The sequence below is a fragment of the Haloarcula hispanica ATCC 33960 genome (genome assembly GCF_000223905.1).
Lineage (GTDB): Archaea > Halobacteriota > Halobacteria > Halobacteriales > Haloarculaceae > Haloarcula > Haloarcula hispanica.
On record NC_015948.1, the window covers coordinates 2,416,089 to 2,430,359 of the forward strand.

Here is a 14,271-nt window from a genome sequence, read left to right on the forward strand (position 1 = left end):
ACACCGAGCGTCGGCGGTAGTTTCATACCCGGGCCAGTCCAAGCCGCTGCCGTGAGCGAGAGTCCAGACGTCGAGGCCGTCTTCTGGGACATCGGGGGCGTCATCCTTCGGATGGAGTCCGTCCGGGCGGCCCACCGCGAGTTTGTCGAGCGCCTGTGTGCGGAGTACCCGGCGACTGCTGCTGCCGACGCGGCCCTCGAACAGTGGCGGTCGGTCCTCGGAACGTACTTCGGCGAGCGCGACGGGACGGCGTTCCGGCCGGCCCGCGAGGGCTACCGGCTGGCAGTCGACGAGATTCTGACAGTCAGCCCCGAGGAAACCGAGTGGGAATCGCTGTTCCGGAGAATCCGCGACGAACGGGCCGAACCCAACCCCGATGCCGTCGCGGCCATCGGGACGCTGGCGGACGCGCCGCTGCATCAGGGCGTCATCAGCGACGTGGACGACGCCGAGGGCGAACAACTGTTGCGGACCTTCGGGGTCTGGGACGCGATGGATTCGTACACCGCCTCGGAGGCCGTCGGTCGGACCAAGCCCGACCCGGCGATGTTCGAAACGGCACTGACAAAGGCCGGGGTCGAACCGGCACAGGCCGTGATGATCGGTGACCGCTACGAGCACGACATGGACGGCGGGACGGAGGCCGGACTGTGGACGGCCGCCTACGGGGCTGAGGACGGACCCGCCGTGGATATCGCGCTCGACGACCTCCGGGAATTGCCGGACTGGCTCGGAATCTCGGACGGGGAGTGACACCGCGGTCCCAGCCGTCGGTACTGGTCCCGGCGCTCAGATGTCGGGCGTCTCTTCGAGCCGCGGGACGCCGGCGGCGGTGATGGTCTGGCCGACGATGTACGACGACGCCGGGCTGGCGAGGAACCGCGCGATGTCGGCGATTTCCTCGGAGAGGCCGATGCGGCGCTCGACGGCCTCGCGGTCGATGTTGTCGGCGCTGACGCCCATCTGTGACTCGACGCCCGGCGTGGCGACGAAGCCCGGTGCGATGCAGTTGATCCGGATATCGCGGTCAGCCCACTCCGCCGACAGCGTCGACGTGAGGTTGCTGACGCCGGCCTTGGCGGCCCCGTAGTGGCTCATGTACGGCGCGCCCTGTTCGCCGGCGACGCTGGAGAGATTGATGACCGCCCCGCCGTCGCCGTCGGCCAGCGCGTCGCCGGCCGCCTGCGTGCAGTGGTAGGTCCCGTGGAGGTTGATGTCGACGATGGTCTTCCAGCCGTTCTCGCTGATGTCGTCGAACCCGGCCATGAAGCTCGCGCCGGCGTTGTTCACGAGCACGTCCAGCCCGCCGAACTCGTCGACGGTCGCCTCCACCAGCGCCTCGACGGCCTCGCGGTCTGTCACGTCGCATTCGATAGCGACCGCCTCGCCGGGCCGGTCGCTGTCGTTGATCTCGTCGGCGACGGGGCCGACGTTGTCCTGCTCGCGCGAGCAGACAACCACGTCGGCCCCGTCGGCAGCGAACTCCTCCGCGATTGCTCGGCCGATGCCGCTCGATGCGCCCGTGATAATCGCCCGCTGACCCTTCAGGCTAAACCGCTCCGTGTGTGGCTTTGACATCGCTTCTGACATCTCGGGCATCCCCAATAAAGCTACGTCCTGAGCCCCCTCTGCGGGATTCCGTTGAATATAGTTGAACAGCCAGAACAGGCTGAGGTGCTTCGTATCTTTGCGGTGGTGGTGAGAACGACCGGAGAACCCCGGTACCATTAACACCGGCGCGGGACACGGTGACGACGTGTATGTCCAGCAACAGTAGCAGACCGCAGTCCCGGAACCGGCAGATGCGGACGCGGCAGTGGCGACCAGACCAGAAACCGAAGCGTCGTTCCGCAGTCGCTTGCGAGGGACGGTACGATGGCCGGTGAGTTCGAAACCGTCGAGGTTGGCGAGGGATTCACCACGTCGGGGCGAACCATCACCGAGGCCGACGTGGTCAACTTCGCCGGTGTCAGCGGGGACTTCAATCACCTCCACACGAACGCAGAGCGGATGGCCGACTCGGGGTACGGTGAGCGTATCGCCCACGGCGCACTGGTGTTTTCAGTCGTCACCGGACTGCTGTGGCAGGCCCGCGACGAGGCCGAAAAGCGGCACATGGTCGCGTTCTACGGGCTCGACCGCCTCCGGTTCGTCAAGCCGGTGTTTCTGGGGGATACGGTTCACGTCGAGGCCGAGATCGTCGACAAGGAGCGGCGAGACCACCCGGTTGCGACGGGCGTCGTCCGGACCGAAGTCACCGCGCTGAATCAGGCCGACGAAGCCGTCTTCTCGGCCGAGTTCCTGACGCTCCGGCGGTAGACTGTGCGGTCTCCCAGCCTCGGTGCAGTCTTACAGCACGCGGTCGGCGATGATGTTCTTCTGAATCTCGCTGGTCCCCTCGTAGATTTTGGTGATTCGGGCGTCGCGGTAGTACCGCTCGACGTTGTGGTCGGTGACGTAGCCCGCACCGCCATGGACCTGAATCGCCTCGTCGGCCACGTCGACGGCGTGCTCGCTGGCGAAGAGCTTCGCCATGCTGGCCCACTTCGTCGCAACGTCGAGATTGTCCTCGTCGATGGCGCTGGCAGCGCGGTAGGTGAGCGACCGCGCGGCCTCGACGTTGGTCGCCATCTCAGCGATCTTGTGTTCGATGGCCTGAAACTCACTGATCGGCTGGCCGAACTGCTCGCGCTCGTTCGCGTACTGAACTGAGTCGTCGATGGCGGCCTGAGCGGTGCCGACAGCCTGTGCGGCGACATTCGCTCGCCCGCTCGCGAAGAAGTCCATCAGCTGGTAGAAGCCAGCGCCCTCCTCGCCGACGAGGTTCTCCTCGGGCACGCGAACGTCGTCGATGCTGATTTCGGCCAGATCTGACGCGCGGATGCCGAGCTTGTTGTCGATTTTCTCTGCCTGCAGGCCGTCGGTATCCGTCGGCACGAGGAACGCGCTGATGCCCTCGTGGCCGGCGTCGGGATCGGTCTTGGCCATCACGACCATTACGTCGGCGACGGTGCCGTTGGTAATCCACATCTTGTTGCCGTTGAGGACCCAGCCGTCAGCGTCGCGCTCGGCGTAGGTCTCGATGCCGGCCACGTTCGAGCCGTGGGCGGGTTCGCTGATAGCGCTGGCACACGCCGACTCGCCGCTGGTGATTTTCGGCAGCCACTCCTCTTTCATCCACTCGTCGCCGTACTTCTGAATCATGCTCGACCCGAAGCCACGGGAGCCGATGGCGCTCCCGATACCCGGGTCGGCCCGCCAGAGTTCCTCGGTGACGACGACGCCAGTGAGGCTGTCCATCCCCGCGCCGCCGTACTTCTCGGGGACTTCCGGCGCGATGAGGTCGTACTGTGCCGCCTGCTCCATCAGTTCCGCCGGGTAGCGCTTCTCCCTGTCGCATTCCTTTCCGAGCGGCTCGATCTCGTTTTCGCCGAATTCACGCACCGCTTCTCGGACTGCCGTCTGCTCGGCCGTCAAGCTAAACGCCATATTCGATGTGTGACGGCCACCCAGATATAGATTTGGTCGAATCCTCCCGTATCTTTAATGTGTATGGTTTGGAACATGGTACCACCCACCGAGGGTAAACCATGGCAGACCCAACGAGCACACCCAGCGACAGCAGCACAGCATATACCAACAGCATCGGTCGGCGGTCATTCATCAGAGCGACCGGGGCGAGCACGGCGCTCGGACTGTTCGCCGGCTGCAGCGGTGATGGCGGCGGTGGTGGGGAGAACCCCGATGGAGGTGGTGGCATCTCCGAGACGGTCACCATCGGCCACCTTGCACCGCTGAACAACCCGCTCGGCGTTGGCTCGAAGCGGTCGGCGGAGATGGCGGTCGCCGAAATCAACGACGACGGTGGTATCGCCGACCAGACCGTCGAACTCGTTACGAAGGACACGCGGGCGTCGCCGTCCGAGGCGCGCACCGTCGCAGGCGAGTTGGTCCGACAGGAGGAAGTCGACGCCATCGTCGGCACGTTCTCCAGCGAGGTGACCCAGTCTATCATGGACCTCGTGTCGGAGTTCAATACGCCGTTTCTGGTCACCGGCTCCGCCGCGCCGAGTACCGTCACGGAGTTCGTCGCGTCCGACTACGAGCGCTACAAGAACACGTTCCGGGTCGGGCCGGTGAACTCCCACTTCCAGGCGGAGGTCATCAGCCAGTACGCCGGCCACCTCTCGGACCGCCACGGATGGAACACGTTCGCTGTCGTCGCCGACGACGCCGAGTGGACGACGGTGTTCCGGAACCGGCTGGTCGACCTGCTGAAGGAGGCGGACTTGGACGTGCCGATGGTGAATGGGCTGGCAACTGATACCACCTCATTCGGGTCGGTGCTTGACGATGTGGACGCGGCGGGTGCGGACGCGATGTTCCGCTTCTTCGCACACATCAACGGCGGGCCGATGGCGGCCCGCTGGGCACAGGGCGAGTACGAGTTCGGCATCGAGGGAGTGCACGTCGCGTCGATGCTGCCGGCGTACTACCAGCTCACCGAAGGCGCGGCGGCTTACGAGACGACGACACAGTCCGGCGCGGCGGGTGTCACCGACATCACGTCGAAGACGGTCCCGTTCACGGAGGCGTACATGGAGGCGTACGGCGACGCCGATGACCCGCCGAGCAAGCCGATGTACATGGGCTTTGTGACCTACGACGCGATACACGTCTTCAAGAACGCCGCCGAGCGCGCCGGTACCGTCGACCAGGAGAACAACCTCGATACAATTGTCGACGCGCTGCTCCAGACTGACTTCACCGGTGTGGCCGGGCAAATCCAGTTCTACGGGGCCGACGAGACGTACGCTCACGACCTGCGAGAGGAGCGAGACGGTGACGGCGTCATCACGAACTACCCGCTTACCCAGTGGCGCGAAGACGGCTCGCTCGAATGTGTCTACCCGGAGGGCTTGCAGACAGCCGAACACGCCGCGCCGCCGTGGATGGGGTGAACGATGCTGGGCGACATTGCCAGCGTCATCGTCGACGGCGCGCTCATCAGCGCCGTCTACGCCCTGATCGCTATCGGCTTCACCATGGTGTTTGGCGTCGGCGGCGTGTTGAACCTCGCCCACGGTGCGCTGATAATGGCCGGCGCGTACACCTACCTGAGTCTCGTCTCGGACAGCATCCTCGCGAGCGTGACGCTGCCTCCGATAGTCGCGTTCCCGCTCACTATCGTCGTCGTCGGCCTCATCTCCTACGGCCTCTACGTCGTGTTAGTTCGGACCATCGAGGAGAACGTCGTCATCACGTTCCTCGCGACCATCGTGGTCGCCATCGCCTTCACCGAACTCGTCACGCTCGTGTTCCACGCGCAACCCTACCAGTACAGCGTGGTGCCGGGCGTGCTGCAGGTCCAGGCGCTCGGGACCCGAATCCTGTACGTCGAACTCGCGGCCTTTGTCGTCTCGTGGGTCGCGATGGGGCTGCTCTGGTACTACGTCACCAAGACCGACAGCGGGCGGTCGATACGCGCCACCTCGATGAGCGAGCGCGGGGCCATGCTTACCGGCGTTGATGTGTCCGGCGTGCGTGCCCGCACGTGGCTCGTCGCGGGCGGTTTGGCCGGCATCGCCGGCGTGTTCTTAGGTGGCATCGGGGCGGCCGAACCGACGATGTGGCTGGAACCGCTCGCGCTCGCGTTCATCATCGTCGTCGTGGGCGGCATCGGCTCCATCAAGGGGTCGGTCGCCGCGGCCTACATCGTCGGCTACCTGCAGACGGCGACCGGACAGTTCCTCGGACAGAGCGTCCGCGGCATCATGTCGCTGGTGGTCCTCGTGGTCGTCCTGCTGGTGCTGCCACAGGGCCTGTACGGCACGGAGTTCGTCCATGAGTGACCGAGAGCAGACCGGCCGAGGTATCGGCCGACTCGTTGGCCGCGTCGAATCGGTCCTGAGAGACAGCCTCCTCGCCCAGGGGGCCGGCGTCATCGGAGCGGTCGGCCAGCCAGCGGAGCGGCTGCTCTGGCCGGTCGCCGAGCGGTACAACCGGACACTCGGCAAACGCTTCGGCGAAATTACCGGCCTGCAGTTGTTGCTGTTGCTGGTAGCTTTTGGCGGTCTCGTCACCGCGCCGCTGTGGGGCCAGGACTACCTCAGGCCGCTCACGCTCGGCGCGGTGTGGGCCGTCTTCGCGATGGGGTGGGACATCCAGAGCGGCTACACCGGCTACATCAGTTTCGGCCACTCGGCGCTGTCGGGGGCGGCCGGCTACACGACCGGCTTGCTGGTGCTCCATCTGAATCCGGAGCTATCGCTGTTTGTCACAGTCCCGCTGTCGATACTCGCGACGACGGTGCTGGGGCTGGCCATCGCCGTCCCCTCGCTCCGGCTCCGTGGCCCGTATTTCTCGCTCGTCACCTTCGTCACCGTCCTGCTGTTCTACCGGCTGACGAAGGCGCTAAGTCACTGGACGAACGGCCTGCGGGGCATCCGCGTCGACGTGTTCACCTACGACCTGACGCTGCAGTACTACATGGTCGTGGTGCCGATGCTCGCGGTTGCGGCCACGCTGACCTACGTCGGGCGCTCCGACGTGGGCACTGTGCTGGTCGCGATTCGCGAGAACGAGGACGCCGTCTCCGCGGCCGGCGTAGACCCGACGAAGTTCAAGCTCTGGTCGTTCGTGCTGAGCGCCGTCCCGATGGGTATCGGCGGCGTCTTGCTCGCCCACGTCAACGCGGGCGTGGACCCACAGACGTTCGTCATCGTGGACAACAGCATCCAGATGATAGCGATGGCAGTCATCGGCGGCATGAGCTCGATTCTGGGACCGCTCGGCGGCGCGTTCCTGTTCGTCGGACTCCGGGACGTGTTCCTCGTCGGCCTTGGCGAGGAACTGCGCTGGCTCGCCCTCTGGCTGCTGGTCCTCCTCGTGCTGGTGTTCGCCCGCGACGGACTGTTCCGTCTCCTCTGGCGTGCACTCGGCGCGCTGGGAGGTGACCGACGGTGACGCTGCTGTCGGTCGACGGGCTGGCCAAGCAGTTCGGCGGCCTCGTCGCCGTCGACGACCTCTCCTTTGGCGTCGAGAGCGGCGAGATACTCGGCCTCATCGGCCCCAACGGCTCCGGCAAGACGACCGTGTTCAACTGCATCATGAGTATCTACGCGGTGACCAGCGGAACGGTGCGCTTCGGCGGCACAGATATTACGGACGACAAGACACACCAGATTGTCAACCGTGGACTGTCGCGCGTCTCTCAGGAGTCCAATCCAATCGGGTCGATGACCGTCCGAGAGAACATCGAGCTGTTCACCTTCCCCAACAGCGTCCGCTCGTTCGACGGCGGCGCGAGCGACGAGGCAATCGCGAGCTACGCCGCACGGGTCGATATCGAGGACGCTCTCGACGACGACCCCGGCTCCCTGCCCCACGCCGACGTTCGCCGCCTCGAAATCGCGAAGGCACTGGCGACGGAGCCGGACCTCCTCTTGCTCGACGAGCCCTTCGCCGGCTTGAACCAGACGGAGGTCCGGCAGCTTTCAGAGCAGTTCAAGTCGTTCCGCGAGCAGGGCATCACCATGGTCGTCGTCGACCACAACATGCGCGGCCTGATGGACCTCGTCGACCGGGTCGTCGTGTTGCACAACGGCCAGAAGCTGGCAGCCGGTGACCCGGCCGACATCGTCGGTGACGAACGGGTCCAGGACGCCTACCTCGCCGGGGAGGTGAGTGCGGTCCAATGAGCGACCCACTGCTCGAAATCGCGGACCTCGACGTGTACTACAGCAAGTCTCAGGCGCTTGACGGCGTCTCACTGACCGTCGAGCGAGGGGAAATCGGTGGCATCATCGGCCCCAACGGCGCAGGAAAGACGACGCTGTTGGATGCCGTCGCCGGCTTCCTCGACTACGACGGGACGATTCGGTTCAACGGGCGAGACGTGGCCGACCTCGACCCACAGCAGTTGGTCACCGACGGCCTCGTCTACTGTACCGAGGACCGCGACCTGTTCCCGTTTTTCTCGGTCCACGAGAACCTGCGCATGGGCGCGCAGTTCCGCGAGGACCGCGATGCCGTCCGGGCCGACCTGGACATGGTGTATGACCTGTTCCCGCGGCTCGACGACCGCCGGGACCAGGAGGCCCAGACCATGAGCGGCGGCGAACAGCAGATGCTGGCCGTCGGACGGGCGCTGATGGGCGACCCAGAGTTACTCGTTCTCGATGAACCGACGCTCGGGCTGGCTCCCGTCATCATCGACGACATCAGCGACGCTATCGAGACGCTGAACGAGCAGGGCCAGACGCTCCTGCTCGTCGAGCAGAACGCCACGTTCGCGCTACGCCACGCCCACCGGCTCTCGCTGCTGGAATCCGGTCGGGTCGAGCTCAGTGGCTCCGCCACAGCGTTCCGGGACAACGACTACATCACGGAGGCGTACGTCGGTATCCATTGAACGGGCGTGGCGAACTGAATTTGGTAGCCTGTGCTGCCACCACGTGTCCGTCGCCGGCTGGCACTCGCGCAGTCGCACTTCGCTGTCGGCGGTTCGTATTCTCGAACAGATGCCGAATACAGTGAAAGCAACGGGTGGCCAGCCATCGGACTACACCGCCCCGCGAAATGGGCGCATATATAGCTGTACGCGCTTGCCGCGGTCTCTTATGATGACGGTTCATTGCCGGCAAACGCAGAGCGCACCGGGAGCAAACACAATCGATGTGTTGCTTGTTCCGTATACTGAAACTGACAGTGTTCCACGGCACTGTGGCTCGCCGATAGCCCGGTCCAGCGGGAGAAACAGGGACTTCTCAGTACAGTGGAATAATAACCGTACTTTTGTTATCTAGTAGGACAAGCGAGGGCAGACTGCCCGAGCGTGTGTCGCCCGTGGGAGCGGATACACCGGTCCGGCGGCAGGGTTACCAGTTGACGTGGACTAGTTGACTGCCACCGGGCCAGGCTTACGCTACGACGCAGGCGCTTTCGATATCGTTCGACCTATCCGAACGATCACAACAAGGCAGTGCGTCTTTGGTGGTGTGATATTACCGAGACCACGGTAACAGATTTGGTCAGAGGTATAGATCTAAATATTCGATATGTATTCAACTATTCCGATAACTGAGAGTTAGGTAGAGATATCGACTGCTGAATGAACGGTTTTGGTCTTATATTAGACCAAAAAAGTGCCCCCGAACGTAGTTATAACTACACATATTGGAGAGACAATAACACCCATACAACTCGCTTTTGCAGTGAAACAGCCGGTAGATGCGTCTGTTGTAACAAATATGGAAACGTATTTCTACAAGTGTGCATATATTTGTCCCTATGGGAGACGAAGAAGACATCGAAGACGAGACCGTGTCAGTATCGATGGAGATATCGGGGAATTACGACGAAGTCATGTCGAAACTGGCGACAGAAGACGAGGGGTCGACGTCGCTCGTCTCGCTACTCGACGACCTCGAACAGTTGCTTGATACGGTGGTTCGGATGGACGGTGGGACACGCAGTGCAATTGCCCAGCAGCTGCCCGAGGATATGGCCGTCTCCTTCGACGCTCAGGCGGTCGTCGATACGCTTCAGGTGCTCGAACGCTACGACCTCGTTGTCCTCGAAGGCAACACCTGGAAGCCCGGTCCGAAACTCACCACCGAAGAGTGATTCACCACAGTCCGGCCGGTAGCGGGTGGCTAGTTCGCCGGAACCGGTCATGATGATCGGAGCCAACGGCTGCAACTCCTTCCAGAGCACCAGTTTCGGTGTGCAACGGCGATAGATTTCCAGTTGACGTGACCGAAGTGCAGTAGCGTCCCCCTGTCGCCCAGTCTGTCCACTGTCACCACGTAAAGAGCTGTATAACAAACATCGGATCGCACGGAAGACTGTATGCGAGCACAGTGCGTGCTCGTACTCTCCCGACGCCCACCGTCCCATGCTCCCCTGTACGGGACGGTTTCACGCCGGGTTTGCCCACCCGGCATCGGCCTTCGACGTCCGTTCGATCCGCATTTCTCGAACAGTTCTGTCACGCAGGCGATTACCAGCGGTGGTGGACGTCGTCGAAGACGTACGCCTCGTAGATGTCACGCACCGCACCATGGACCTGATTCGAGAGCGGGTCCATGTCGCTGACTGCTGCGTTCGCCCGGACGTGCTCCGGCGAGGTCGAGCCGGGGATGACGGTCGACACCGCGTCGTGGTCCAGAATCCAGCGCAACGCCATCTGGGCCATCGTCATCCGCTCGGGGACGTGCTCGCGGAGGTCGTCGACGGCGTCGAAGCCCGCGTCCACCGGGAGGCCGGCGAAGGTTTCGCCGCGGTCGAACGCCTCGCCCTCGATGTTGAAGTTCCGGTGGTCGTTCTCGGGGAACTCCATGTCCCGGGAGAGCTTGCCAGTCAAGAGTCCGGAGGCCAGCGGGACACGGACGATGACGCCGATGTCGCGGCGCTTGGCCTCCTCGAAGAACAGCTCCGCGGGTCGCTGGCGGAACATGTTGAAGATTATCTGGACAGTCTCGACGCCGGGATACTCGATAGCTTTCAGTGCTTCCTCGACGCGTTCGACGCTGACGCCGCAGTGCTCGACTTTCCCCTCGTCTTTCAGCCGCGCCAGGGCGTCGAACGTCTCGGGCCGGTAGTAGGCGTCTGTCGGCGGACAGTGCAGTTGCAGGAGTTCCAGCGTGTCGGTCCCGAGGTACTCCCGCGAGCGGTCGACGTGCTCGGAGAGGTTGTCGTAGTTGTAGCGCTCGGCCGTATGGGGGTCGAGTCGGCGACCGGCCTTCGTCGCGACGGTCACCTCGTCGCGGACCTCGCGTTCGTCGAGCACGTCGGCGATGCGCTGTTCGCTGAAGCCGTCACCGTACACGTCGGCGGTGTCGATGAAACGGACGCCAGCATCGAGCGCGGTCCGGATCGTTTCTCGGCCTTCCTCCGCCGAGACGTCGCCCCAGTCACCACCGATATTCCAAGTCCCAAGTCCGACAGCTGTCACGTCGTACCCTGTCGTCCCTAACTGTCGTCGGTTCACGTATAGCCGTACCGTCGGCGGTCACTTGGTGGCTGTGGTACGCGGCACCAATCTAAAAAAGGGCAGTGTAGCCCGATAGCAGGCAGTCCGGTGGACGTGCCAACGTGGACGCCGGGGGCTACGTGAGCCACTTCGTCCGGCGGATGTCGTACGCACCGCAGTCCGGACACGAGTGGTACTGAACGTCGAACGACGCCTGGCACACCAGACAGGTGTACCGGCGTCTCGGTTCCTCCCCAGGGGACACGGCGTTATCGAACAATCCCATCGACGACCACACACTCCCTTCGCAGTACGAGAGTAAAAACAGGGCAGATCGTTCATGCACATCATATCGTCGCTGTCTTGCGGTTACGATTATGGGGGAGGGTTGTGTCCGCTGGTGACTGGCAACACAAACGTGATCTTTGAGAGAGGTTTTGGAACGGGAGGTTGTCGTCCCAGCGAAGTTGTGAAGCCGACCTTGCCCTGACCAGAGAGTCGTGACCGCGGATTTTAATGCCCAGTCATCAGGTAACACACGCTATGGATGAGGCACCTACTGTCGATGAGTTGACACCACCGGACCGAACGCTGATGGGTCCCGGCCCGAGCGACGTGCACCCACGTGTGCTCAAGGCGATGAGCACGCCGCTGGTCGGCCACCTCGACCCCTCGTTCATCGAGATCATGGACGAGGTTCAGGACCTCCTCCGGTACACGTTCCGAACGGACAACAAGTGGACGATTCCGGTCTCCGGGACCGGCTCCGCGGCGATGGAGGCTGCCATCGGCAACGTCGTTGAACCGGGCGATACGATGCTCGTCCCGACGAACGGTTACTTCGGCGACCGGATGGCAAGCATGGCCGAGCGCGCGGGCGGCGACGTCGTCACCGTCGACGCCCCCTGGGGCCAGCCGCTCGACCCGGCGGCGGTCGAAGCGGCATTCGACGAACACAGTCCGGACGTGTTCGGGTTCGTCCACGCCGAGACCAGCACCGGCGTCCTCCAGCCGTCCGTGCCCGAACTCACTGATATCGCCCACGCGAACGACGCGCTGGTCATCGCCGACAGCGTGACCTCGCTGGGCGGCGTCGAACTCCGCGTCGACGAGTGGGGCATCGACGTGGCCTACTCCGGCCCGCAGAAGTGCCTCTCCTGTCCGCCGGGCGCGAGCCCGCTCACGCTCAACGACGACGCGATGGACAAGGTCCTCTCCCGCGAGTCAGAGGCCCGCTCTTGGTACCTGGACATCTCGCTGCTGGAAGGGTACTGGGGCGAGGAACGCGCCTACCATCACACGGCCCCGATTACGAACGTGTATGCGCTCCGTGAGGCGCTTCGCCTCGTCGCCGAGGAAGGCATCGAAGAACGCTGGGACCGCCACCTGCGCGTCGCTGGCGCGCTGAAAGCCGGCGTCGAGGGCATGGGACTTGAGATGAACGCCCCCGACGACTTCTGGCTCCCGAGCCTGAACACCATCCGCGTGCCCGACGGCGTCGACGACGGCGCAGTCATCCAGCACCTGCTGGACGAGTACGACCTCGAAATCGCCAGCGGTCTGGGCGCACTGGCGGGCGACATCTGGCGGATCGGCTGCATGGGCCATTCGGCCCGACGGCAGAACGTCAGCTACCTGCTGACGGCACTGGGCAACGCGCTCGGAGAGCAGGGCGCGACCGTGGACGTGGACGCTGGGCTGGCGGCGATGAGCGAGCGGTTCTGACGCTGTACTGAGCCGTCCCCGACGATTTTATTTCACGGATCTGCTGGAACAGGGTTGTCTCACGTAGCGCCGTTGTCCGAAGTCATGCGACAGACCAAGTCCTGTTCACAGTCACTCGACACCGACTGAAAACCAAGTCCGCCCTCCCCGATTTGAACGGGTGACAAGTCTCTGAAATAAAGAGACAATCCTCACGCCTTCTGGTGGTTCGAGGCAATCATGACGAAGGAACTCGAACCCCTCACGCCCTCGGAAGCCAAGGAGATGTTCTTGGCCGACCGGCGTGGACAAGTCTCAGAAGGAACGGTACAGGCAGACGACTATCGACTCCGGCATCTCATTCGCTGGGCCGAGGATAATGGGCTCGACAATCTGAACGAACTCGATGGTCGGACTCTCCATAAGTTCCGACTCTGGCGTAAGGAGGATGGGGACTTGAACAAGGTCAGTCTCCGGACGCAACTGAAATCGCTCCGAGTCTTCATCAAGTGGTACGAATCCATCGATGCAGTCGAGGAGGGATTTCACGAGAAGATTCTCCTCCCGACGCCATCGAAGGAAGAGGAGCGCCGAGAGGAGACACTTCGGTCGGGGCAGGCCGAGAACGTGCTGGAATATCTCCGCCGATTTGAGTATGCCTCTCGCTCCCATACGCTGGTCGAACTTCTCTGGCATACTGGACTCCGAATCGGAGCGGTCTATTCGCTGGACATCGAGGACTTCGATTCCGAGGAGCAACGTCTCAGTCTCACCCATCGACCGGATACCGAGACGCCTCTTAAGAACAAATCCGAGGGGGAACGGATGGTCGCTCTCAGTCAGTACCTCTGCGAAGTCCTCGAAGACTGGATTGACCACAATCGTCCCGAGGTCACTGATGAGAACGACCGAGAACCTCTCTTCGCTTCGGAGCAAGGCCGATTGACGATATCGACCATGCGCGAGAGAGTCTATACGGTCACTCGCCCCTGCTACTATGGAGACCATTGCCCGCATGACCGGCGAGAACGGGACTGCGAGGCGACCAAATACGGATATCGTAGCAAGTGCCCTTCGAGCGTCAGCCCCCACTCAATCCGGAGAGGGGCTATCACTCACTTCCTGACCGAGGACGTTCCCGAGAAGGTCGTCTCCGACCGGATGGATGTGGGGCAGGATGTTCTCGACAAGCACTATGACCGACGGACAGAGGAGGTTCCGGTCGGTGGCTGGGACCACGGGGGCAACGATGAGTGAAGCTCAGGAAGTGACGCCCGAGGACGCAGATACAGTCGTGAAGATGGAGAAGTCCGTCACCAATCCCGCCGTCTCGACTGAGGAAGTCGCCGAAGAACTCGGAGTCAGTACCGAAGAGGCGTTCGAGCTACTGGATGAATCCCCACGCCCCTCAGGAAAGCCAGTCGGGGATACCCATATCTGGTGGTAGAGGATTCCCCATGTTTCCGATGGAGAACAGTAGGGACGATTTCATTCGTAGATTCCCCGTAGCCGTCCCCCTCCCGAATGGTGGGGAAGGGATGCTCAACGCTCTAACGCCCTCGCCCACCCCTCACATCATACATCAACTCCAT

General features: G+C 63.1%; 15 protein-coding genes. 11 read left to right on the forward strand and 4 right to left on the reverse strand.

All coding sequences use genetic code 11. The features are described 5' to 3' along the window. Positions 1–51: 51 nt before the first annotated feature. Positions 52–753 carry an HAD family hydrolase gene (locus HAH_RS12085; RefSeq protein ID WP_014041176.1) on the forward strand — a complete coding sequence of 234 codons (702 nt, stop codon included), beginning with the start codon at positions 52–54 and terminating at the stop codon, positions 751–753. Positions 754–789: 36 nt separating this feature from the next. On the opposite strand, the gene HAH_RS12090 is transcribed toward HAH_RS12085, so the two are convergent. Then, positions 790–1,599 (reverse strand): SDR family NAD(P)-dependent oxidoreductase, encoded by an 810-nt coding sequence (locus tag HAH_RS12090; RefSeq protein WP_044952010.1) that lies wholly within the window; start codon positions 1,597–1,599, stop codon positions 790–792. A gap of 276 nt (positions 1,600–1,875) precedes the next feature. On the opposite strand from HAH_RS12090, the gene HAH_RS12095 reads away from it, so the two are divergent. Beyond that, positions 1,876–2,319, forward strand: coding sequence for a MaoC family dehydratase (locus tag HAH_RS12095; protein ID WP_014041178.1), 444 nt, complete (start codon positions 1,876–1,878; stop codon positions 2,317–2,319). 30 nt (positions 2,320–2,349) lie between these two features. Here the strand turns inward: HAH_RS12095 and HAH_RS12100 are convergent, their stop codons facing one another. Continuing rightward, positions 2,350–3,489, reverse strand: coding sequence for an acyl-CoA dehydrogenase family protein (locus tag HAH_RS12100; protein ID WP_014041179.1), 1,140 nt, complete (start codon positions 3,487–3,489; stop codon positions 2,350–2,352). Positions 3,490–3,590: 101 nt separating this feature from the next. On the opposite strand from HAH_RS12100, the gene HAH_RS12105 reads away from it, so the two are divergent. The 6 genes from HAH_RS12105 to HAH_RS12130 all read left to right on the forward strand — a co-directional run bounded on the left by HAH_RS12105 (position 3,591) and on the right by HAH_RS12130 (position 9,627). Continuing rightward, positions 3,591–4,961 (forward strand): ABC transporter substrate-binding protein, encoded by a 1,371-nt coding sequence (locus HAH_RS12105; protein WP_014041180.1) that lies wholly within the window; start codon positions 3,591–3,593, stop codon positions 4,959–4,961. A 3-nt stretch (positions 4,962–4,964) separates the two neighbouring features. Continuing rightward, positions 4,965–5,852, forward strand: coding sequence for a branched-chain amino acid ABC transporter permease (locus tag HAH_RS12110; RefSeq protein WP_014041181.1), 888 nt, complete (start codon positions 4,965–4,967; stop codon positions 5,850–5,852). After that, a complete protein-coding gene (locus HAH_RS12115) occupies positions 5,845–6,966 on the forward strand; it encodes a branched-chain amino acid ABC transporter permease (protein WP_011223972.1) in 1,122 nt (373 codons plus the stop codon). The genes HAH_RS12110 and HAH_RS12115 overlap by 8 nt, the downstream gene beginning before the upstream one ends. Then, entirely contained in the window at positions 6,963–7,700 is a 738-nt protein-coding gene (locus tag HAH_RS12120) for an ABC transporter ATP-binding protein (RefSeq protein ID WP_014041182.1), read from the forward strand. The genes HAH_RS12115 and HAH_RS12120 overlap by 4 nt, the downstream gene beginning before the upstream one ends. Further along, on the forward strand, positions 7,697–8,413 hold the full coding sequence (locus tag HAH_RS12125; RefSeq protein ID WP_014041183.1) for an ABC transporter ATP-binding protein: 717 nt from the start codon (positions 7,697–7,699) through the stop codon (positions 8,411–8,413). Before HAH_RS12120 ends, HAH_RS12125 begins: the two co-directional genes overlap by 4 nt. Before the next feature lie 878 nt (positions 8,414–9,291). Further along, the gene (locus HAH_RS12130; protein ID WP_014041184.1) at positions 9,292–9,627 is read left to right on the forward strand and encodes a hypothetical protein; all 336 of its coding nucleotides are present in this window, start codon (positions 9,292–9,294) and stop codon (positions 9,625–9,627) included. Between the two features lie 376 nt (positions 9,628–10,003). Here the strand turns inward: HAH_RS12130 and HAH_RS12135 are convergent, their stop codons facing one another. Next, on the reverse strand, positions 10,004–10,993 hold the full coding sequence (locus HAH_RS12135; RefSeq protein WP_014041185.1) for an aldo/keto reductase: 990 nt from the start codon (positions 10,991–10,993) through the stop codon (positions 10,004–10,006). A gap of 118 nt (positions 10,994–11,111) precedes the next feature. Next, a complete protein-coding gene (locus HAH_RS19770; protein WP_023843402.1) occupies positions 11,112–11,261 on the reverse strand; it encodes a hypothetical protein in 150 nt (49 codons plus the stop codon). A gap of 257 nt (positions 11,262–11,518) precedes the next feature. On the opposite strand from HAH_RS19770, the gene HAH_RS12140 reads away from it, so the two are divergent. The 3 genes from HAH_RS12140 to HAH_RS12150 all read left to right on the forward strand — a co-directional run bounded on the left by HAH_RS12140 (position 11,519) and on the right by HAH_RS12150 (position 14,126). Further along, positions 11,519–12,700 carry a pyridoxal-phosphate-dependent aminotransferase family protein gene (locus HAH_RS12140; protein ID WP_014041187.1) on the forward strand — a complete coding sequence of 394 codons (1,182 nt, stop codon included), beginning with the start codon at positions 11,519–11,521 and terminating at the stop codon, positions 12,698–12,700. A 219-nt stretch (positions 12,701–12,919) separates the two neighbouring features. Then, positions 12,920–13,936 carry a tyrosine-type recombinase/integrase gene (locus HAH_RS12145; protein ID WP_014041188.1) on the forward strand — a complete coding sequence of 339 codons (1,017 nt, stop codon included), beginning with the start codon at positions 12,920–12,922 and terminating at the stop codon, positions 13,934–13,936. Beyond that, positions 13,929–14,126 carry a hypothetical protein gene (locus tag HAH_RS12150; protein ID WP_014041189.1) on the forward strand — a complete coding sequence of 66 codons (198 nt, stop codon included), beginning with the start codon at positions 13,929–13,931 and terminating at the stop codon, positions 14,124–14,126. Before HAH_RS12145 ends, HAH_RS12150 begins: the two co-directional genes overlap by 8 nt. Positions 14,127–14,271 lie beyond the last annotated feature (145 nt).

Coding starts and splice junctions, on each gene's coding strand:
- HAH_RS12150 (WP_014041189.1), top strand. CDS start 13,929: ATGAGTGAAGCTCAGGAAGTGACGCCCGAGGACGCAGATACAGTCGTG.
- HAH_RS12110 (WP_014041181.1), top strand. CDS start 4,965: ATGCTGGGCGACATTGCCAGCGTCATCGTCGACGGCGCGCTCATCAGC.
- HAH_RS12115 (WP_011223972.1), top strand. CDS start 5,845: ATGAGTGACCGAGAGCAGACCGGCCGAGGTATCGGCCGACTCGTTGGC.
- HAH_RS12140 (WP_014041187.1), top strand. CDS start 11,519: ATGGATGAGGCACCTACTGTCGATGAGTTGACACCACCGGACCGAACG.
- HAH_RS12090 (WP_044952010.1), bottom strand. CDS start 1,599: ATGCCCGAGATGTCAGAAGCGATGTCAAAGCCACACACGGAGCGGTTT.
- HAH_RS12145 (WP_014041188.1), top strand. CDS start 12,920: ATGACGAAGGAACTCGAACCCCTCACGCCCTCGGAAGCCAAGGAGATG.
- HAH_RS12125 (WP_014041183.1), top strand. CDS start 7,697: ATGAGCGACCCACTGCTCGAAATCGCGGACCTCGACGTGTACTACAGC.
- HAH_RS19770 (WP_023843402.1), bottom strand. CDS start 11,261: ATGGGATTGTTCGATAACGCCGTGTCCCCTGGGGAGGAACCGAGACGC.
- HAH_RS12100 (WP_014041179.1), bottom strand. CDS start 3,489: ATGGCGTTTAGCTTGACGGCCGAGCAGACGGCAGTCCGAGAAGCGGTG.
- HAH_RS12130 (WP_014041184.1), top strand. CDS start 9,292: ATGGGAGACGAAGAAGACATCGAAGACGAGACCGTGTCAGTATCGATG.
- HAH_RS12105 (WP_014041180.1), top strand. CDS start 3,591: ATGGCAGACCCAACGAGCACACCCAGCGACAGCAGCACAGCATATACC.
- HAH_RS12095 (WP_014041178.1), top strand. CDS start 1,876: ATGGCCGGTGAGTTCGAAACCGTCGAGGTTGGCGAGGGATTCACCACG.